Raw genomic sequence first — 19,696 nt, forward strand, 5'->3', positions numbered from 1 at the left:
TGAGAATCTAAGGGAACGCGCCACTATGCATGATAAACGTTACCGCATTACCTTGCTGTTCAACGCCAACAAGGTCTATGACCGCCAGGTTGTCGAAGGCGTCGGGGAATATCTACAGGCGTCGCAAACCGACTGGGACATTTTCATCGAGGAAGATTTTCGCTGCCGCATCGACAACATTCGCGAGTGGCTGGGTGACGGCGTGATCGCCGATTATGACGATCGCTCCATTGAAACCCTGTTGTCGAATGTGCCGGTGCCGATCGTTGGCGTCGGTGGCTCTTATCACCGCCAGGAGGATTATCCGCCGGTGCATTACATCGCCACGGATAATGCGGCGCTGGTGGAGCGGGCCTTTATGCATCTCAAAGAGAAAGGCATCAACCGCTTTGCTTTCTACGGATTGCCCGCCTCAGGCGGTAAGCGCTGGGCGCAGGAGCGGGAACAGGCGTTTCGTCAGCTGGTGATGCGTGAGCGCTATCAGGGCGTGGTCTATCAGGGCATGGAGACCGCACCGGAAAACTGGCAACACGCCCAGAACCGGCTCGCCGACTGGCTGCAGACGCTGCCACCGCAAACCGGCATTATCGCCGTCACCGATTCACGGGCGCGCCATCTGCTGCAGGCCTGTGAGCATCTGAAAATTCCGGTGCCGGAAAAGCTGGCGGTGATCGGTATTGATAACGAAGAGCTGACGCGCTATCTGTCGCGCGTTGCGCTCTCATCGGTGGCGCAGGGATCGCGGCAGATGGGCTATCAGGCCGCCAAACTGCTGCATCGCCTGCTGGATAAGCAGTCACTGCCGCTTCAGCGCATCCTGGTGCCGCCGGTGAAAGTCATTGCCCGCCGCTCTACTGACTTCCGCTCACTGCGCGATCCCGCGGTTATCCAGGCGATGCATTACATTCGCTTTAACGCCTGCAAGGGCATCAAAGTCGAGCAGGTGCTGGATGCTATCGGTATGTCCCGATCCAATCTGGAAAAACGCTTTCGCGATGAAACCGGCGACACTATCCATGCGATGATCCACCGCGAGAAGCTGGAAAAAGCCCGTGAACTGCTGGCGTCGTCGTCACTCAATATCAACGAAATCTCACAGATGTGCGGCTATCCGTCGCTGCAGTATTTCTATTCGGTATTCAGGAAAGGCTATGACACTACGCCGAAAGAATATCGCCAGCTTTATGGTGAAAATGTGTTGTAACAGCGCGGCAGGCCTGATCAGGGGAATCGATAGGAAGAGGCTGGGAATCAGGAGATAGCCCTGGAAAAGCGTGTTTTATGAACCGGCTCAATGGGGGTTTACCTGTCCCGTCGCCCTCCCGGGCAACCTTATTTCATAATAGCGTGCCGTTCAATTTGGTTATTTACTCAGCAATGGCAATTACATACACTTTTTGTAGGGATTTAATCACAACACAAGGATGAAGGAACATGGCTATTCCTGCCTACTTATGGCTCAAAGACGACGGCGGCACTCACATTCAAGGATCGGTGGATGTTCAGGACCGCGATGGCAGCATTGAGATCAACGGTTTTTCCCATAACCTGAGCATCCCGACAGATGGAATGACCGGAAAGATTACCGGGACTCGCAGGCATTCCGCTGTGATTATTCAAAAAGAGTTTGATAGGTCCAGCCCCTGGCTCTATAAAGCCGTTGCCACGGGACAAACCCTCAGGTCAGCAGAGTTTAAATGGTATCGCATTGATGACGCTGGACAGGAAAGGGAATACTTCAACATGCTGCTTGAAGGTGTGAGGATTGTCGGCATCTCTCCTGTGATGCATGACACGAAAGATCCGACCAAAGAAAAACATAACCACCTTGAGTGTGTAGAACTTCGCTACGAAAAAATCACCTGGAAGCACTGCGACGGCAACATCATGTTTACTGATAGCTGGAACGAGAGAGTGCAGGCGTGAGATACCCAACTTTAGCTGCATCACCTCATCCTCCCTATGATGTCGCCTCTTTTACACCTTCTGGAGTCAGCATTGTCAATAACATGATGATGGCGCGATTTCATCGCGGACCCTCAGCGCTGACCTATGTATGGTTTTATCAGCAGGTGAGAGGACATGGCCCATGGGATTACAAACAGCGCGGCCCGCAATTCGAAAACTTCGGTAACTTTCATTACGGTGCTGTTGGTCATGCTGCCGGGATTACCGATGAGGTGTTACTCAGAGGCGCAGGATGGGCACAAAGCAGGGCAGGAACAGCTGACCCAGCCTGGGGGAGCTGGACAGGCTCAGCGCCTTACGGTGATGATCCTGATGATCAGTATTGGATTAGGGCGGGCATTGATTATGCAAAACGTGCGGGCTTTTAAGAAGCGATACCTTCTCCTGATGCTGCTGGTCGTGGCCGTTTTCGGCGCTTACCGGATGTGGCACTTCTCACCGCTTAAGCAAGAGTTGGTCAGGAAAGAGAAGGTAAACAACCTGGCGAATCTTTACATCACACAAGCCAGTGCCGGTGCCACTACCGGCTTCTCGTATCGCTTCTATTTGTATGATGCCTCCAAAGATGACAACGCGTTTATGGCAAGTCTGAACGATGATGATAATGCACCTTTCATCATCACCACGGATAAAGAGGCCCTGAAGAAGATCAGCAATAACGCGGTCTTTTTGGCGGTGAAAGGAACCGTTTATGCATTTCATAGTCCTGCGGATTATCGGGCAGGCGGGGCAATCTATTCCGTTCCGGTTTACCTCTCATCCTCACCTTTCTGAGCGCGGTAAGGCTTTAGGACATTTTGTAGGAGCAGCTCTTTTTAAACAGACCGCCAATAGCCAGAACGGTTTTTCGTTCTGAAAGTATCATGACTGAAAATTATATTTCATCAGCCGGGCAGGGACATTGATTCTGAGACGCCGCCCGCCCGGCGGCCGCAAACCGCTCTCTGCACCGACCCGCATACCCTTAAAAATCAGCCGGATGGCAACAGCCTTCTCCGGTCTCATTTCGCGCGCTTTTTCACAGGGCTTGCTCTTTTTCACTTTCTTATCGGCACCCACCGTCGCCGCCGCAATCATGCGTATAGTGAGGTGAATGGCGCAGTTAGGTTTCATGATGTTGATTATTAATAGATTTAATGATGGTTTTTCCTCATCGCGCGCAAAAAAATTCCAACGCGGCTCACACTTCCGAAAGAATTAATCCAAATTCTCTTATTTAGAAAATATATTTCACTAGTACCCAAGCGCTGAAACACTTAAACCACGGACAATCATACCTCCTCTTTCTGAACCGATCCGGTTCAGGCAGTAGAGAACAGGAGCCTGAAAAATGGAAACCCGGCAAAAACGCTACAACATGAAATATGTCATGCTCTGTTGCACCGTCGCCGCCTTTGGCGGTCTGCTGATGGGCTACGACTCATCGATTATCTCTGGTGCCATCGAACCGCTCAGTGACTATTTTCAACTCACCCCGGCTGAAACCGGCTGGGCCGTGTCAAACATCCTGCTGGGCAGCCTGGTGGGCTGTTTTATTGCCCCGAAGCTCAGTGATAAATTTGGCCGCAAAAAATCACTCGCCATTACCGCGTTGCTGTTCACCGCCTCGGTGGTCGGCACCGCTATCGCCCACAACTTTTTCACCTTTGTCGCGTTCCGTATCCTTGGCGGATTAGCGATAGGCCTGGCCTCGGTGATCTCGCCAATCTATCTGGCAGAACTGTCTCCGTCGAAGTTTCGCGGTCGCACCAGCGCGCTCTACGCCGTCTGCTGCGTCGGTGGACAATCGGTGGTGCTGCTGACTAACTATTTCATCAATAAATCGATGCTGCCCGAGGCGATGGTTGATATCGGCTGGCGTTACATTCTGGCTACCGCGCTGGTGCCGTGCGCGCTGTTCATCTTTTTCATTGCCTTTATCCCGGAGTCGCCACGCTGGAACGTACTGAAAGGCAAAGACAAAGAGGCGCTGGATACCCTGAGTAAAATTTCTAACCCGGCACACGCAGCGAGCGTATTCGATGAGATTAAACAGTCGTTTTCTGATGAAGCGGCCAGCCGTCATCAATCCCGCTTCCGTCTGAATAAAACCACGCTGCCGTTGTTGATCATCGGTATTGGTCTGGCGGTGGGCAACCAGATCAGCGGCATCAACGTGATTCAGTATTTCGGCCCGACGCTGCTGAAAAATGTCTCTGGCAGCACTGATTCGGCGCTGCTGCAGACGTTCTGGCTGTCGGTCTGCCAGTTTGTCGGCGTGCTGATGGGGATGGCGCTGATCGATAAGGTCGGGCGGCGTAAGCTGTTGCTGCTGGGTGCAATTACCTCCGCCATTTTCCTCGCCTATACCTTTATCGCGTTCTATTACCGACTGCCGGGGCTGCTGGCGGTGGTGGGCTTGTTTGCTTACATGGTGTTCTTTGGCATGACCTGGGGACAGATCGTCTGGACCGTACTCGGCGAGCTGTTTCCCACCGAAATTCGATCAATCTGCGTCGGCATCTCCATCTGCGCCATGTCGATGGCAAACTTTGTTATCAGTACCACGTTCCCAATCCTCAACAGCAACGCTTTCCTGCTCGAAATGTTCCACGGCGGTTTCCCGCTGTTGCTGTTTGCGCTGTTTTCACTGGGTATGTACTTCTTCACTTTTCGCTATCTGCCAGAAACGGCCGGACTCCCGCTGGAGAAAATCCATGCGCGCGTACTGGAGAAGTTTAATATCGACCCGCGCGAAGCGGATAAGGCGATCAGCGTGCCGGTTAGTGACGTCCGATCATAAAAAAAGGCAGCTCACGCTGCCTGATCATCCGGCTTAACCGACCCGCTGCTCGGTCTGCTCAATCACCGCCAGCGCCAGCCCGTTGGCCGGATCGATGCGGTTATCAAGAAAAAGCAGCTGGGTGTGCGCGGCGGTAAAGGCCAGGGCGCTGGCCTGGGTGTTATCGCGTACCGCCTTGCAAAAGGCCGGGCTGGCATTCCATGGACAATCAATCATGATGGTCGCCGGATTGAGCAGCAGCATAATCTGGCTGAGTGCCAGGCCCAGATAGCTGCCCGCCTGCGCCATCACCTCATCCACTATCCGCGGCGCACTGTCGCGGTTCTGCCAGCTCAGGCCAGGCTGGCGCTGCGCCAGCTGCTGTTTTACTGCCGGCTGGCTGATCAACGCCTCAAGGCAGCCGCGGCGGCCGCAGCTACAGCGCGGGCCATCAGGCTGCACCGTCAGATGGCCCGCTTCACCGGCGGTCCAGCTGTGTCCGGTAAAGACTTCGCCGTGCTGCACCAGTGCCCCGCCAATCCCCTCAGAGATACGCAGATAAAAATGACCGCTGTCGACTGACAGACCTCGTTGCTGCACCGCCAGCAGTGCCGCCGCTTTCACATTATTCATGATACGGATCGGTAACCGGACGTGCTTACGCAGCGCAGTCAGCAGATCCACATCCTGCCAGTTGAGGTGCGAAGAGAGATGCATCCAGCCGCGCCGGGGATCGACAATGCCGGGAAAACCCAGGCCGATACCCAGTAAATCGGGATAGCCTTCGGCCAGTTCCCGGCACAGCATCGCCAGTTCGGCCAGCAGACGGGTCGGGTTTTCGGTATCAGTACGCAGCGTCTGTTCCGCCAGCACCTGGGAAAAGTAGTCACAGACCCGCCAGTGGATCACATTGCGTTCCACCATCACGCCTGCGCTTTTCAGCTTCTCTGGCCGCAGGCTAATTTCAATTTTGGGCCGTCCGGCCGCAGCCACGCTGACCGGCCCCAGCTCTTCGATCAGCTCCTGCTCCAGCAAATCATCAATGATCAGTGAGACCGTATTTTTGCTGAGCGATAAGGCCTGGGCCAGATCCTGGCGCGAAGTGACGCGCAGTCTCCGCAACTGGGTCATCACCCGTTTCTGGTTATTAAGTCGCAGTAAGGCGGGACCTTTGCCGTTTGCTTTCATGGCGGATTCACCCAACAGAGGAGGAATAATTCAGTGTATCAGCCTGTGCCGGTTCGTCATCCCACACTTTTGCGCGCTGTTTCACACAACGAGGTGAGATCCCGCTGGCTGGCCGGGCGAGAAAGGCTTAACGCAGGATTTTCTGTTGCTCCTGGGCGGCAGCCGGCAGGGGGCGATCCTGATTAAGCGCCTCCAGTAGCGCATCAACCTGCGGGCTGACCGGCGAGCGACGCAGCCAGCCCATCAGGGTAAACAACAGCAACGAGGAAAACACCGGCGCCGCTACCTGGGTCGCCAGACTGGCGTCGTCGATTACAAAGCGTACGCAGAAGAAGGTGCCAACGCCTGTCGCCCAGCTGACCAGCGCCGCGGTGCTGCCAGAGCGACGGAAAGCGGGCAGCAGGCCCAGCAGCATCGGAATTGAAATCGGGCCGACCAGCCCGCCAAACCAGATAATCAGCAGCGACAGTACGCCGCCGAACCGGCTGGCATTCAGGGCGATCAGCAGCGTAGTGATAATAAACAGGAAGGTAATACAGCGCGCCACCCGCAGTGAACTCTGGCCGCGCGGGAAAGCACGCGGCCAGACGGCAGGCAGAATATCGCGGGTGACTACCGCCGTAATGGCGTTAGCGTCAGAAGAGGTCATGGAAAGCGTATGGGTAAACATCGCCACCAGCATCAGTCCGATCAGACCGTTGGGCAGTAACTGCATCGCCATCATCGACCAGGCACGCGACGGGTCGGCCAGGTCGGGAAACAGCAGCGGTGCGGCCCACATCGGCCAGAACAGTATCAGTGGCCAGATCAGATAGAGCGCCGCCGACAGCAGCGCCGCCTTGCGCGCTTCGCGTCCGTCCGGTGCGGCGATAAACCGCTGCGCCAGATTCCAGGTGCCGCCGTTGTAACTCAGGGTGTGGATCAGCAGCCAGGAGAAGATAAAGCCGGTGGTGTAAGGGCCCTGCACGATTTGCAGATGGCTGGCCGGCAGCCGATCCCAGATCGTCAACAGTGCGCCAGCGCCGCCGAGCTGCAGCCCAACCGCCACCAGCATCACCAGCGCGGCGACAAACTGCACCAGAAACTGACCAAAATCGTTGCAGGCATCGGCCCACAGGCCGCCGATGATGCTGTAAAACAGACTCAGCCCGCCGGCAATGGCAATGCCAGCCGGCAGTTCAAGGCCGGTAAAGACGTTGATAATCACCGCAATGGCGGCCCATTTCGCCCCGACATCCACCGTTTTTAACAGCACGCCGCTGCAGGCCAGCACCATCTGGGTCGGCAGGTTATAGCGGGTCAGCAGATACTCGGTGGGAGATTCAATCTGCATATAACCCCGCAGCCGGGCCCAGCGCGGGGCAAACAGCGAAGAACCGATCAACACCGCCAGCGAGATCGGCAGCGCCCACCAGAACCAGATGGTAATGCCCATGTTGTACGCCACCGCGCCATAAGCCACAAAAACGGCGGCGCTGTAGCCAGACATATGGTGGGAAATGCCAGAGAGCCACCAGGGCATGCGGCCACCGGCGGTAAAGAAGTCACGGGTATTGCCGACTCTGCGCATCGCCCACAGCGTGATCAGCACAATCATCAGCGCGTAGAGCGCAATTACAGCGTAATCAAGCAGGTTCATGGCGGACTCCACCCGGTTTGCCGCCTGGCGCGCAACGCGGCGCAGGCAGGTCAACAGCAGGGCGACTGATGATAAATCGGTCCGGCGGCGTTACGCCGGCTGAGTGCGGAGACGCGGCTCAGCCGTGTGGACAGCCCGGCGGGACGGGCAGGGAATTAATATTCGTCGCCGCGTACCCGACTGCGATAACTTTCCCAGTCGAAGCGCACCCAGAGACTGTTACCCAGCCGCATCCGGTCCATCACCCGCTCACCGAGCAGTGCGTTCATACCGGCATGGTCGAGGTTAGAAAGCATGCCGGTCGGACGCTTGGAGGAGGATCGGCGATCCACAATCTGATTGATGATGACTTTCTCGTAGCGGGATTCGCTCTGCATGCCAATCTCATCAATTACCAGCAGATCAACGCTGCTGAGGTCCTGAATCAGACGCTCTTCGGTAATGCCGCTGCTGCCGCTGAAGGTGCCTTTCATGCTCGACATCAGATCGGCGACCGTGACGATCAGCACGCTCTTACCGCGCAGGATCAGATCGTTACCAATCGCCGCCGCCAGATGGTTTTTGCCGGTACCGGGACGGCCTGAAAAAACAAAGCTGGCGATGCTGCCATCAAATTCGGCGGCATACTGCCGCGCCAGATCCAGCGCTTTGCGCTGGCCCTCATTTTCCACCCGGTAGTTATCAAACGAGCAGTTCATATGCAGTTCACGGATGCCGGAGCGGCCCATAATGCGCTGCATTTTCATGGCGCGGTTTTCACGCACAATCGCTTCAGAGCGCAGGCGGCCCTGTTCCTGATTCCACGCCAGCAGCTCTTCGCCATTAGCAAATTTCGGTCGGGTGCCGGCAGGCATCATTCTTTTCAGACGGCTAAAGAGATCGTTCGGCGTTTTCATCACTCACCTCGGAAACCATCGGGAATGGTACGGTCAGGGTCAGGCAACTGCGTGATATCACGCTTCGGTTGCCCGCCGTTGGCGGCGCGGTTCATCTGAATGCTGCGCGCCAGTTTTTGTTGCCACTGCACATGGTAAAACAACCGGCCTTCTGCCTGCCAGTAGGCGACAAAGGCCGCCAGCTCGGTGGCGGTTACCGGTTCGCTCAGCGCCACGCCCCAGATGGCGGCCTGGCGGGTAAAGTCGGCGTCGGGCTGCCAGCCAGCATACATGGCGAACTTACCGACCGGCGCAGAGATGGCCGCAGGCGCATCGTCATACAGGCTGTCATCCAGCGCCACATCATTCGGCTGTCGGGCAGCGGCTTCCAGCGCCAGCAGCTGCGCCAGGCGCGTCGGGGTGATGGCGTACATCACCGGCGCGTAATCCTCTAACACCGCCAGCGTACCGTTCTCCGCCTGCTGCAGCGCAGTCAGCGGGTCCTGGCGGAAGGCATCCAGGCCAATGAGCGTTGAAGTTAAGATTTTGACTGACATGAAAAGACCTGAGGTTAACAAACACCTTGCGCCGGGGCACAGCCGCCGACGCAGAAGTGTTTATTGTACCTTTTTTAATGGTGCGGATCGCTCAAAAAGCGCGAGCATTATCAGTAAGAGGTTACCGGAGAAGAGGTATGACGGGCAGCGGCGGGCTGGGTCGTACTGACGGCGACAGCCGCCGGGCGCGTTTGCCATAAATAACGTACTGAAGCCAGCCAGCAGAGGCCGTAGCCCAGCAGCTCGGTACCCTCTTCCGCCATGTTTTTCACCACGCGGTTGTAATCCCCCAGCATCAGATGCTGCCACAGCGCATGAATGCCAAACAGGCGGGAGAAGACCAGCACCACCAGAAAGCCGGAGGCCATCACCGGCCAGCTGCGGTGTTGCAGCAGCCTGGCCAGCGCGTGCAGGGTTTTTTTCGGCGTCCGCAGCGCGACGGCCAGACAACCGGCCGTCACCGCCAGCGCGAACCAGATCCAGCTGCCGTGCTGGATAGCATCAAACACAAAGTCGAGTTCGCGGATCAGCATACAGCTGTAGAAGCCCGCCACTAAGGTCAGCGCGCCGCGCTGTGCCGGACGGCGATGGGCAGTGATAAAGAACAGGGCGGCAATCACCGCCAGCATAATTTCCTGGGTGGTTTCAGTAAAAGAGGTTTCGTGCAGCGCATCGTTCATCCAGGCCACATCGATATAGATGGGCAAAATCATCAGGGCGAGAAAGAGTGCTGCCAGTACGAAGACCGTGATTTCACGGCCAATAATTGTCAAATCGTTGCGCATAGTGTTACCAGTATAATGATTAGCGGACTCATTATATTTTAAACGACTGACGTCCTTTCTCTTTTTATGCCCCGCCTAGAAGCTGGCGCTGAGGCCGAGGCTATACAGCAACGGCTCATCACTATTCAGCGCGCTGTTTTGTGAAAACGAGGCGAAAGCGGCCAGATTACGGTTGAGCGGCAGCTGTGCCCCCACGCTCAGATCAATTCCGCTCTCCTGATGGGGACCGATTGCCGTCTCACGCCGATCGTTTTGTGACGACTCGTTCAGGGGACGGCTGTAGCTGAGCTGAGCCCACGGCGTAATCCATCCCTGCTGCAGATCGACACGCCAGCCGACGCTGGCAACCTGCTCACGGCTCTGCTGATCGCTGTAGTCGCATTGCAGACAGCCCATCTGCTGCGGATCGACCGCATATTGCGCCACCGGACCGGTGGTAAGGGATTCGCCGACCGGCAGTTCCACTCCGGCGCGATAGCGTTTTCCCAGCGGCGTACTGCCAACGGTGCCGGTTTCACTGTGCAGTTCTACCGGCAGGCTGGCCGGTGAATTGAGCGCGGCCTCGAACAGGGCGCGATTCTCATCGCTGAAGTCGAGCGACGTGCGGGAGATTTTCTCTGCCAGAATAGTGTCGTAATCGGGTTGAGCTACGGTCATTGCGGGCGCAGCAAAGTCGCCGCCCCAGGCAAAGGTCGGTTGCGTCAAAAATAAAAGTCCTGCACCACACCAGGCGCGTATCCGATAGCGCTGGCCTCTCCACCCACTTTTCTGCACCATACCCTCTCCAGTCGGAGGCTGAAGTTATTCCCGGGCGTCTGGATTAACCACCGGTTTGTGAGCCTGTTTACTCGTCGTGAGAGTACCGATCATCATATTGTTGTCAGTTGTTTAACTATTAACCGATTGTTTCTAAGATCAAGCGGCCCGATAAAATTTTTCTGCGATAAGGAATCCGAAAATGCAACGATGCGGCTGGGTAACCCAGGATCCCCTCTATCTGACCTACCACGATACCGAATGGGGCGTGGCGCAAACCGACAAGCGCGCGCTGTTTGAGATGCTCTGCCTTGAAGGGCAGCAGGCGGGGTTATCCTGGATCACGGTATTAAAAAAGCGGCAGAATTACCGTGCGGCGTTTCACCATTTTGACCCGCAGGCGATCGCGTTAATGGACGAGCAGGATGTTGCGGCGCTGCTGCAGAACAGCGGTATTATTCGTCATCCCGGCAAAATTGCCGCCATTATCGCCAACGCCCGGGCTTTTCTGGCGATGGAAGCGAAAGGCGAGGATTTTGCCCGCTTCGTCTGGCAATTTGTCGATAACGCGCAAATTGTCCACCATTATCCTGACTACAAACTGGCGCCCACCACCTCAGCGCACGCCATTGCGCTCTCTAAGGCGCTTAAACTGCGTGGTTTTAAATTCATCGGCCCGACAATTTGTTATTCCTTTATGCAGGCGTGCGGGCTGATAAACGATCACCAGACCGATTGTTTTTGCCATCCTGACAATCTTTAAGCGCCGCGGCGGGCAATTTAAGACTTTCCCTTATCCTTTCCTGACGGTTACGCGGCATAATCGTGCCGATTATGGGGAGAGCTTTTCCCCTGTGTGTCGAACGTAAGGGAACAAAAATGCAGAAGAAATTAATCGCGGTCACCTTGTTATTAAGCGGAAGCCTGGCCCTGTCCGGCTGTACCACCAACCCTTACACCGGCGAATCGCAGGCGGGTAAGTCAGGCGTGGGCGCCGGTCTGGGTGCCTTAGTGGGTGCTGGCGTTGGCGTACTCTCCTCCTCGAAGAAAGATCGCGGCAAAGGTGCGCTGATTGGTGCCGCAGGCGGCGCAGCACTGGGTGGCGGTGTCGGCTATTACATGGACGTGCAGGAAGCGAAGCTGCGCGACAAGATGCGCGGTACGGGCGTCAGCGTGACCCGTGAAGGCGATAACATCGTTCTTAATATGCCGAACAACGTGACGTTTGACTCCAACAGCAGCAACCTGAAACCGGCGGGCGCGAATACCCTGACCGGCGTTTCAATGGTACTGAAAGAGTATCCGAAAACCGCGGTAAACGTGGTGGGTTATACCGACAGCACCGGAACGCGCGCCCTGAATATGCGTCTGTCACAGCAGCGTGCCGAGAGCGTCGCCAGCGCCCTGATCGTCCAGGGTGTTGCCAGCAATCGTCTGCGTACTCAGGGCGCAGGCCCTGATAATCCGGTCGCCAGCAACAGTACCGAGGCCGGAAAAGCGCAAAACCGTCGTGTAGAAATTACCCTCAGCCCGCTCGGCTGATGGCTGTCGCCCCCGAACGGGGGCGCATTCACGCCACTGACCTTTTCTGTAAAGATGCACGTTAAAGGTTCCAGTAAGGTTTCTATCCATAGAGCCACTTCAGGCTTTATGGTAGTCTGATCAAAAATTGATCAGCGGGTCGTGTCTTATGTCACTTAAAGCGATTGCTGCGGCACTAGGGCTTTCTGTCACCACGGTCAGTCGCGCGCTCAATGGGTATCAGGATGTCGCGCAGGCGACCCGTAAACGGATTGAAGAAGAGGCGCAACGTCGCGGCTATCGGGCTAACGCGGCCGCCCGTCGTCTGAAAACCGGCCGCGCCAATGCGGTTGGTTTGCTCTATCCCATCGGGACATCGCCGCTGAGCGACGGTCACTTCAGTGAGATGTTGCTGGCGCTGGATCAACGCCTTGCCTACCATGAAATCGATCTGCTGCTGCTGGCGGATAAGCCGCAGAGCCAGCCCTTCCTGACCCGTCTGCTGCGCAGTCGCGCCGTGGATGCCATCGTTGTTACCCATATCACCCCGCAGGACAGGCGGCTCTCCACGCTGCTGCAGACTGACTTTCGCTTTCTGGCGCTGGGGCGCAGCGATCTGCCGCCACACTATGCCTGGTTCGATGTTGACCATGCGGCCGGTTCGCAACTGGCAGTTGCTTATTGTCTGTCACAGGGAAAAGGGCAGATTGCCTGGCTCGGCAGCAATGAACCCCGTACCGGGGTACGCGATCGTCGTCAGGGCTATCTGGATGCGCTCGGTACCACCGCGCCTTATGCGCAGGCTGCGGTACCCGCGACGCGGCGTGCCGGCTACCAGCAGACCCGTGCCTGGCTGGCACAGCAGAATCCGCCCGACGCCATCATTACCGATTGCGGCCCGCTGGCGGAAGGTGCCGTGGTCGCACTGCAGCAGGCCGGACGGGCAGAGGGCGACGATGCCATAATGCTGATTGGCTGGGACGGGCTACCGCAGGATGCGATTCTCGATTACCCGCTGATCACCATTCGGCAGGCGGCGCAGCAACAGGTGGGCGAGCAGCTGGCGGAGATGGTATTACAGCTGCTGGATGGCACGCCGCCGTCGCAATTACAGATGCTGTGGCAGCCCTGGCTGCATTTGCCAGCCTAGCGGGCGTGCTTTTTTGCGACTGGACGTTGCTGTGCTAGTCTCTGCCTGGTTTCTACTTTTGCAGGATATTTCATGAAAATCAGGCCGCCTCGCGCCACCATCAGCGATGTTGCTCACGCGGCACGAACCGGAAAAACCAGCGTTTCACGCTATCTCAATGGCGAGCTGCATCTGCTGTCAGCCGATCTCAAAGCCCGGATTGAGCAGGCCATTGCTGACCTCAGCTATCGTCCAAGCCAGATGGCGCGCGGCCTGAAGCGTGGCCGTACCCGACTGATTGGGCTGATCATCGCCGACATTACCAATCCCTATTCGGTCGATGTGATGAGCGGTATTGAAGCGGCCTGCCGCGAACAGGGTTTCACCCTGCTGATGTGTAACACCAACAATGAAGTGGACCTGGAACAGCACTATCTGCAGCTGCTGAGTAGCTATCAGGTGGAAGGCATTGTGGTTAACGCGGTGGGGATGCGTGAAGAGGTGCTGAGTCATCTGCAACAATCCCTGCTGCCGATGGTGCTGATTGACCGCAAAATCCCCGATTTTCCCTGCGACGTAGTGGGCCTGAATAATGCCGAAGCGGCGGAGACAGCAACGCGCCATCTGGTCGATAACGGCTACGAGGCGCTGCTGTTTCTCAGCGAGCCGCTGGGCAGCGTCAATACGCGTCGTGAACGTTTGCAGGCTTTCCGCCAGGTGCTGGCGACCCATCCGCAGGTGCAGCATGAAAACGCCGAGCTGGCGCTGCATCAGCCTGCCGCGCTGGATCAGGCGCTGCGTGACTTTCACCAGCGCCATGCGGGCAAACGCAGCGCGGTAATGGTGGCGAACGGTGCGCTGACTTTGCAGGTTGCGCGATCGCTGCAGCGCATCAATCTGCACTGGGGCCGCGATATCGGTCTGCTCGGCTTCGACGAGCTGGAGTGGGCCGCGCTGGCAGGCGTCGGCATAACCACGCTGAAACAGCCCACCTGGCAGATTGGCTACAGCGCGCTGGAAAGAGTCATCGCCCGCATTGAAGGCAGCGATCTGCCGGTCAGCGAGCAGGTCTTCTCGGGTGAACTGATCGTTCGCGGTTCCAGCCAGCCTCTGGGCTGAATTTCAGATTTGCTTTTCATCTACAGGAATAGTCCAAAGGAACAACGTGATGCTGAGCGTGCAGATCAGAAACCTGAGTCAGCATGCGAAACACCAGAGCCGTTTGGGCAGATATTGCAACGTCATAATATGGAAAGTCATCTGCAGCGACTGAAATAGCAACATGATGACGTCATGAAAGAGCAGCCATATCAGGGTGCATCATGTGATAGATGAAAGAAGCCCATACAGGATGGGCTTCCTGTCGATATTAAAAACGGAATCCAGGGATATAATATCCACCAGGGAACATGATGATTGATGGTGTGCCTGGCTTCCAGCAGACGTTTGCTGCATCAATCCATGATCCTTGATTGACACCATTAAGATTAATGGTGTTCATTGATTCTCTTAAGCCGTTTAAATTCATTGCACCCGTAACGAGTTCTGTTTGTTTCTTTTCTAAGTCTTTCATTTTTAAATCTCCTTTATTTGCATCCGTGTAACATTATATTCCCAATAACCTTTCCTAAAGGTTCCTGTTTGAGTATGTCGCCTGTTAATAGCGTGACACTCAAGTCTTCATATTCTTTTTTTATTTTTATTTTGTCTAATTGTTTTTTCTCCCAAAGGCCGCAAGCGGCATAAGCCTTGGCTTCAGGAGTGGATGTTGCATCTTCTATTATCGTTTGAAATATATTTACGGAATTGTTATCTGTTAATGCTTTTTCGTATATTATTTGTTGCGGCATTTTTCTTGCGACAAAACCATTAAAGCCAATCGAAAATAAATTAACGATGGATAGTTCTTTTTGTATTTCCTGCTGCGGTTGAGCTGAGACTGTTGTTAAGCCTGTAACAACAATTAAAGGTATTAAATTCCATTTCATCGGTAGAAGATCCGTTTGTTATCCGTGTCCCGACTATAAAGTGATTTGAAATCCAATGGAATGCAAAAGTACGCTAATTCGCTGACGCTGTACTTTTCATTACAGAAAGCCTTAACGTTAACGATCAGTTTTACGTTAACTCAATCACTGGCTTTTAACGATGGATAGGGTATGGATAATGACTTCGACAATAAAATTAAGTAAAACCCTCGTCTTTTTCACTCATCAAACCTCCTGAAAAATGCACTTAGCGTAAAATCCCGCACTTTTGGCCCTCAGAACCTGTTTACGTGCTAGCTTCGTGAGCACGATCATAATTTCATCCTTTGCTGCTTTGCTTTGGAACCGGTTCCATCTAGGGTTTTTACAGAACTTAAGCTAAAAGCCCCGATGGAGCACAACATGAAGCCTGACATTATCGTGGTGACTGCCGCTTACGGCCATTCGCAGATTGCCGCACTCGGCGGTCAGACCGCACTGCTGCCGATTATCCAGCAGGCAGGCGCTGACGGTGTCGAAATCCGTCGTGAACTGTTCGATGACGCCACGCTGGCCGATCTGCCGGCGCTGGCCGCCGCAGTGGCGCAGCATCAGCTGCACGCCAGTTATTCGGTGCCGGATACGCTGTTTTGTGACGGCGGTGACGTAAATCCGCGCATAACTCACTACTTTGAAGAAGCACGCCAGTTAAACGCACAACGTCTGAAACTGGCGCTGGGCCCTTTCAACGGTACGATTCCGGCGTCACTGCACTCTCTGCTGGCAGACCAGCCGCTGCCGCTGACGGTGGAAAATGATCAGACGGAGCACGGCAGGCTCGATCCCAGCGAGCAATTTTTTGCGGCGGTCCGCGCGGCGGCGCTGCCGATCGGCATGACGTTTGATATGGGCAACTGGTGCTGGACCGGCGAAGATGCGATGCAGGCCGCGCAACGGCTGGCGTCGCAGGTCAGTTATGTGCATGTGAAAGCGGCGATCCCACACCATGACAGCTACCGGGCGATTGCGCTTGATGAGGCCGGTGATGCGTGGCGTGCGCTGCTGCAACAGCTGCCCGCCACGGCACCGCGCGGCATTGAATTTCCGCTGGAAGGCGACGATCTGATTGCGGTCACCCGCCACTATGTGTCGCTGCTGCGCAACGTTTGAGGAGTGAAGATGACGACGCATTACACTACGCATCACAACGGTCCGCTTGATGTTGTCACCATCGGAGAAGCGATGGCGATGTTTATCGCCCGTGAAACCGGCGATCTGGCAGCGGCAGAAACTTTTATTAAACGCGCAGCGGGTGCCGAACTGAATGTGGCGACCGGCCTGGCGCGTCTTGGTCTGAAAGTGGGCTGGGTCAGTCGCGTTGGCGATGATGCCTTTGGCCGTTTTATCTGTCAGCAACTGGAGAAAGAGGGTATCGATCACCGCCAGGTGACGGTCGATAACCGCTATCCGACCGGCTTCCAGCTAAAATCCAAAGTCGATGACGGCTCCGATCCGCTGGTGGAGTATTTCCGTAAGGGCTCGGCGGCCAGCCATCTGTCGGTTGAGGATTTCGACGCGGACTATTTTGGCTCAGCCCGCCATCTGCATCTTAGCGGTGTTGCGGCGGCGATCTCCGACAGTTCGCTGGCACTGCTGAAACATACGGCCAAAGAGATGCGCGCGCGCGGGAAAACGATCTCCTTCGACCCCAATCTGCGGCCGGTGCTGTGGCGCAGCGAAGAGGAGATGCGTAAGCAGCTTAATCTGCTGGCGGAGTACGCCGACTGGGTGCTGCCGGGTGAAAAAGAGGGGCTGATTCTGACCGGTTATCGTCAGCCGGAAGCCATTGCCGATTTCTACCTCGATAAAGGGGTGAAAGCGGTGGTGATTAAAACCGGCTGTGACGGTGCCTGGTATAAAACCGCTGAAGGCGAAAAAGGTCAGGTTGCCGCGGTTAAAGTCGATAACGTGGTCGACACCGTGGGCGCTGGCGACGGGTTTGCCGTTGGGGTGATCAGTGCGCTGCTGGAAGGCCTGAGCCTGCCGCAGGCGATTCAGCGCGGTAACAAAATTGGTTCGATGGCGATTCAGGTGATTGGCGACAGCGAAGGTCTGCCGACGCGTCAGCAACTTGGCGACGCGTAGCCCGCGCCTCACATATTGACACAGGAGTTCTCGATGAAAACGCAGACAATCGCGCCAAAACGCTGGTGGTTCATCATGCCCATCGTGTTTATCACCTACAGCCTGGCCTATCTCGACCGCGCCAATTTTAGCTTTGCCTCGGCGGCGGGAATTAACGACGATCTCGGCATTACCAAAGGCATGTCCTCTCTGCTGGGCGCGCTGTTCTTCCTCGGCTACTTCTTCTTCCAGATCCCCGGGGCGATTTATGCCGAACGCCGCAGCGTTAAAAAACTGATTTTCTGGTGCCTGATCCTGTGGGGCGGCTGTGCCTCGCTGACCGGTGTGGTCAGCAACATTCCGATGCTGGCGGCGATCCGCTTTATCCTCGGGGTGGTTGAGGCGGCGGTGATGCCGGCGATGCTGATCTACATCAGTAACTGGTTCACCAAATCTGAACGGTCCCGCGCCAATACCTTCCTGATCCTCGGTAACCCGGTGACGGTGCTGTGGATGTCGGTGGTGTCAGGCTACCTGATCGAATCCTTCGGCTGGCGTGAAATGTTTATTTTCGAAGGGATTCCGGCCGTTGTCTGGGCCATCGCCTGGTGGTTTATGGTGCAGGACAAACCGGCGCAGGCGCGCTGGATGAGCGATGCCGAGAAAGCTGCACTGCAGGCGGAACTGCAGAAAGAGCAGGACAACATCAAAGCGGTGCGTAACTACAGCGAAGCGTTCCGTAACCGCAACGTGATCATTCTTTGCCTGCAATATTTTGCCTGGAGCATTGGCGTTTACGGTTTCGTGCTGTGGCTGCCGTCAATTCTGCGTAACGGCACCCAGATGGGGATGGTCGAAGCGGGCTGGCTGTCAGCGGTGCCTTATCTGGCCGCGACCATTGCGATGGTGGTGGTGTCGTGGGCCTCTGATAAGACGCAAAACCGTAAGCTGTTTGTCTGGCCACTGCTGCTGATCGGCGCGCTGGCGTTCCTCGGCTCTTATCTGCTGGGATCGGGCAACTTCTGGCTCTCTTATACTCTGTTAGTGATTGCCGGTGCGGCGATGTATGCCCCTTACGGCCCGTTCTTCGCCATCATTCCTGAGATGCTGCCGCGCAATGTCTCCGGCGGGGCGATGGCGCTGATCAACAGCATGGGTGCGCTCGGCTCGTTTATCGGTTCGTGGATTGTCGGCTATCTTAATGGTGCCACCGGCAGCCCGTCGGCGTCCTACATCTTTATGGGATCGGCGCTGCTGGTGTCGGTGTGGCTGACACTGATTGTTAAACCGGCGCAGAACAAGACGACGCCACCGCTGCACGGCGCGAAACACGCCTGAAAGCGTAAGCCCAGACGTTAGCCCTCATCTTCCGGGCGGCCCGAGCGCCGCCCGTCACTGTTTTAATGACCGGGAGCCACTGAATGAAACCCGCTGTGATTCTGTATAAAAAACTGCCTGATGATCTGCGCGCCCGCCTGGCGGCGCACGCTGAGATTACTGAAATCAGTGACCTGTCACCCGCCAGCCAGCAGCAGCACGCTGAGGCGCTGGCCCAGGCGGAAGGTCTGCTGGGCTCAGGAGGAAAAGTGAATGGCGAGCTGCTGGCGAAAATGCCAAAACTGCGCGCCTGCTCCAGCGTCTCTGTTGGCTATGACAATTTTGACGTCGACGCGCTGAACCAGCGTCACGTCGTGCTGATGCATACGCCGACCGTGCTGACCGAAACCGTTGCCGATACCATCATGGCGCTGGTGCTGAGCACCGCACGTCGGGTACCGGAACTGGATGCCTGGGTGAAAGCGGGCAACTGGCAGAAGAGTATCGGTCCGGAGCGCTTTGGCATCGATGTACACCATAAAACGCTGGGTATCCTCGGCATGGGTCGCATCGGGATGGCGCTGGCGCAGCGCGCCCACTTTGGTTTTGGCATGAAGATCCTCTACAACGCACGGCGGGAACATCAGGAAGCGCAGTCGCGGTTCGGCGCTGAACGCTGTGAGCTGGAGACGCTGCTGAAACAGAGTGATTTTGTCTGCATCAGCCTGCCGCTGACGGAACAGACTCACCACCTGATCGGGGCAGAGCAAATCGCCCTGATGAAGCCGAAAGCGGTGCTGATCAACGCCGGACGCGGACCGGTGGTCGATGAAAACGCACTGATCGCGGCCCTGCAGGCGGGAAAACTGCACGCCGCCGGGCTGGACGTGTTCGAGAAAGAGCCGCTGCCCACTGATTCGCCGCTGCTGTCGCTGCCTAACGTGGTGACGCTGCCGCACATCGGTTCCGCCACGCATGAAACCCGCTACGGCATGATGCTGGATGCGGTGGATAATCTGATCGCTGCGCTCAGCGGTCAGGTCGATAAAAACTGTGTTAACCCGCAGGCGCTGAAGTAATCCCTGCGCCTTTCCATTGCGCCCGCCGAT

The 19,696-nt window shown here is 56.2% G+C and carries 21 protein-coding genes; 13 read left to right on the forward strand and 8 right to left on the reverse strand.

Features of this window, described 5'->3' with window-relative positions:
• Positions 1 to 25 precede the first annotated feature (25 nt).
• The 5 genes from xylR to ACX3P5_RS18875 all read left to right on the forward strand — a co-directional run bounded on the left by xylR (position 26) and on the right by ACX3P5_RS18875 (position 4,750).
• Positions 26 to 1,204: a D-xylose utilization transcriptional activator XylR gene (xylR, locus tag ACX3P5_RS18855; protein WP_233985775.1), complete on the forward strand. Its 1,179-nt coding sequence runs from the start codon at positions 26 to 28 to the stop codon at positions 1,202 to 1,204.
• Between the two features lie 230 nt (positions 1,205 to 1,434).
• Positions 1,435 to 1,926, forward strand: a complete 492-nt coding sequence (locus ACX3P5_RS18860) for an Hcp family type VI secretion system effector (protein ID WP_336757032.1) — start codon at positions 1,435 to 1,437, stop codon at positions 1,924 to 1,926.
• Positions 1,927 to 2,015: 89 nt separating this feature from the next.
• Positions 2,016 to 2,336 carry a polymorphic toxin type 44 domain-containing protein gene (locus ACX3P5_RS18865; RefSeq protein WP_233988240.1) on the forward strand — a complete coding sequence of 107 codons (321 nt, stop codon included), beginning with the start codon at positions 2,016 to 2,018 and terminating at the stop codon, positions 2,334 to 2,336.
• On the forward strand, positions 2,281 to 2,742 hold the full coding sequence (locus tag ACX3P5_RS18870; RefSeq protein WP_458969099.1) for a hypothetical protein: 462 nt from the start codon (positions 2,281 to 2,283) through the stop codon (positions 2,740 to 2,742). The genes ACX3P5_RS18865 and ACX3P5_RS18870 overlap by 56 nt, the downstream gene beginning before the upstream one ends.
• 556 nt (positions 2,743 to 3,298) lie before the next feature.
• The gene (locus tag ACX3P5_RS18875; RefSeq protein ID WP_336757031.1) at positions 3,299 to 4,750 is read left to right on the forward strand and encodes a sugar porter family MFS transporter; all 1,452 of its coding nucleotides are present in this window, start codon (positions 3,299 to 3,301) and stop codon (positions 4,748 to 4,750) included.
• A gap of 33 nt (positions 4,751 to 4,783) precedes the next feature.
• Here ACX3P5_RS18875 and ACX3P5_RS18880 read toward each other — a convergent pair whose 3' ends face one another.
• From ACX3P5_RS18880 to ACX3P5_RS18905, 6 genes are all read right to left on the reverse strand, one after another.
• A complete protein-coding gene (locus ACX3P5_RS18880; protein ID WP_458969100.1) occupies positions 4,784 to 5,917 on the reverse strand; it encodes an ROK family protein in 1,134 nt (377 codons plus the stop codon).
• Between the two features lie 127 nt (positions 5,918 to 6,044).
• A complete protein-coding gene (locus ACX3P5_RS18885; protein ID WP_233985769.1) occupies positions 6,045 to 7,556 on the reverse strand; it encodes a sodium:solute symporter family protein in 1,512 nt (503 codons plus the stop codon).
• A gap of 155 nt (positions 7,557 to 7,711) precedes the next feature.
• Positions 7,712 to 8,452, reverse strand: a complete 741-nt coding sequence (gene dnaC / locus ACX3P5_RS18890; RefSeq protein WP_233985768.1) for a DNA replication protein DnaC — start codon at positions 8,450 to 8,452, stop codon at positions 7,712 to 7,714.
• Positions 8,452 to 8,988 carry a primosomal protein DnaT gene (gene dnaT / locus ACX3P5_RS18895; RefSeq protein WP_458969101.1) on the reverse strand — a complete coding sequence of 179 codons (537 nt, stop codon included), beginning with the start codon at positions 8,986 to 8,988 and terminating at the stop codon, positions 8,452 to 8,454. Before dnaT ends, dnaC begins: the two co-directional genes overlap by 1 nt.
• Positions 8,989 to 9,098: 110 nt before the next feature.
• A complete protein-coding gene (locus tag ACX3P5_RS18900) occupies positions 9,099 to 9,773 on the reverse strand; it encodes a hypothetical protein (protein ID WP_458969102.1) in 675 nt (224 codons plus the stop codon).
• Between the two features lie 75 nt (positions 9,774 to 9,848).
• The gene (locus tag ACX3P5_RS18905; RefSeq protein ID WP_458969103.1) at positions 9,849 to 10,478 is read right to left on the reverse strand and encodes an autotransporter; all 630 of its coding nucleotides are present in this window, start codon (positions 10,476 to 10,478) and stop codon (positions 9,849 to 9,851) included.
• A 253-nt stretch (positions 10,479 to 10,731) separates the two neighbouring features.
• On the opposite strand from ACX3P5_RS18905, the gene ACX3P5_RS18910 reads away from it, so the two are divergent.
• The 4 genes from ACX3P5_RS18910 to ACX3P5_RS18925 all read left to right on the forward strand — a co-directional run bounded on the left by ACX3P5_RS18910 (position 10,732) and on the right by ACX3P5_RS18925 (position 14,298).
• Positions 10,732 to 11,292, forward strand: a complete 561-nt coding sequence (locus ACX3P5_RS18910) for a DNA-3-methyladenine glycosylase I (protein WP_233985764.1) — start codon at positions 10,732 to 10,734, stop codon at positions 11,290 to 11,292.
• Positions 11,293 to 11,408: 116 nt separating this feature from the next.
• On the forward strand, positions 11,409 to 12,071 hold the full coding sequence (locus ACX3P5_RS18915; protein WP_233985763.1) for an OmpA family lipoprotein: 663 nt from the start codon (positions 11,409 to 11,411) through the stop codon (positions 12,069 to 12,071).
• Positions 12,072 to 12,219: 148 nt separating this feature from the next.
• Positions 12,220 to 13,200, forward strand: coding sequence for a LacI family DNA-binding transcriptional regulator (locus tag ACX3P5_RS18920; RefSeq protein ID WP_458969104.1), 981 nt, complete (start codon positions 12,220 to 12,222; stop codon positions 13,198 to 13,200).
• A 72-nt stretch (positions 13,201 to 13,272) separates the two neighbouring features.
• Positions 13,273 to 14,298 (forward strand): LacI family DNA-binding transcriptional regulator, encoded by a 1,026-nt coding sequence (locus ACX3P5_RS18925; protein ID WP_458969105.1) that lies wholly within the window; start codon positions 13,273 to 13,275, stop codon positions 14,296 to 14,298.
• A 250-nt stretch (positions 14,299 to 14,548) separates the two neighbouring features.
• On the opposite strand, the gene ACX3P5_RS18930 is transcribed toward ACX3P5_RS18925, so the two are convergent.
• Positions 14,549 to 14,752 (reverse strand): hypothetical protein, encoded by a 204-nt coding sequence (locus tag ACX3P5_RS18930; RefSeq protein ID WP_458969106.1) that lies wholly within the window; start codon positions 14,750 to 14,752, stop codon positions 14,549 to 14,551.
• Between the two features lie 13 nt (positions 14,753 to 14,765).
• A complete protein-coding gene (gene mchS3 / locus ACX3P5_RS18935; RefSeq protein ID WP_458969107.1) occupies positions 14,766 to 15,167 on the reverse strand; it encodes an MchS3 family protein in 402 nt (133 codons plus the stop codon).
• 402 nt (positions 15,168 to 15,569) lie between these two features.
• Here mchS3 and ACX3P5_RS18940 point away from each other — a divergent pair, with 402 nt between their 5' ends.
• The 4 genes from ACX3P5_RS18940 to ghrB all read left to right on the forward strand — a co-directional run bounded on the left by ACX3P5_RS18940 (position 15,570) and on the right by ghrB (position 19,666).
• The gene (locus tag ACX3P5_RS18940) at positions 15,570 to 16,316 is read left to right on the forward strand and encodes a sugar phosphate isomerase/epimerase family protein (RefSeq protein WP_458969108.1); all 747 of its coding nucleotides are present in this window, start codon (positions 15,570 to 15,572) and stop codon (positions 16,314 to 16,316) included.
• Between the two features lie 9 nt (positions 16,317 to 16,325).
• Positions 16,326 to 17,291 (forward strand): sugar kinase, encoded by a 966-nt coding sequence (locus ACX3P5_RS18945; RefSeq protein WP_233985759.1) that lies wholly within the window; start codon positions 16,326 to 16,328, stop codon positions 17,289 to 17,291.
• Positions 17,292 to 17,324: 33 nt separating this feature from the next.
• The gene (locus ACX3P5_RS18950; protein ID WP_233985758.1) at positions 17,325 to 18,608 is read left to right on the forward strand and encodes an MFS transporter; all 1,284 of its coding nucleotides are present in this window, start codon (positions 17,325 to 17,327) and stop codon (positions 18,606 to 18,608) included.
• Positions 18,609 to 18,691: 83 nt separating this feature from the next.
• Positions 18,692 to 19,666 carry a glyoxylate/hydroxypyruvate reductase GhrB gene (gene ghrB, locus ACX3P5_RS18955; RefSeq protein ID WP_458969109.1) on the forward strand — a complete coding sequence of 325 codons (975 nt, stop codon included), beginning with the start codon at positions 18,692 to 18,694 and terminating at the stop codon, positions 19,664 to 19,666.
• Positions 19,667 to 19,696 lie beyond the last annotated feature (30 nt).

The organism is Pantoea sp. S-LA4 (genome assembly GCF_054482835.1).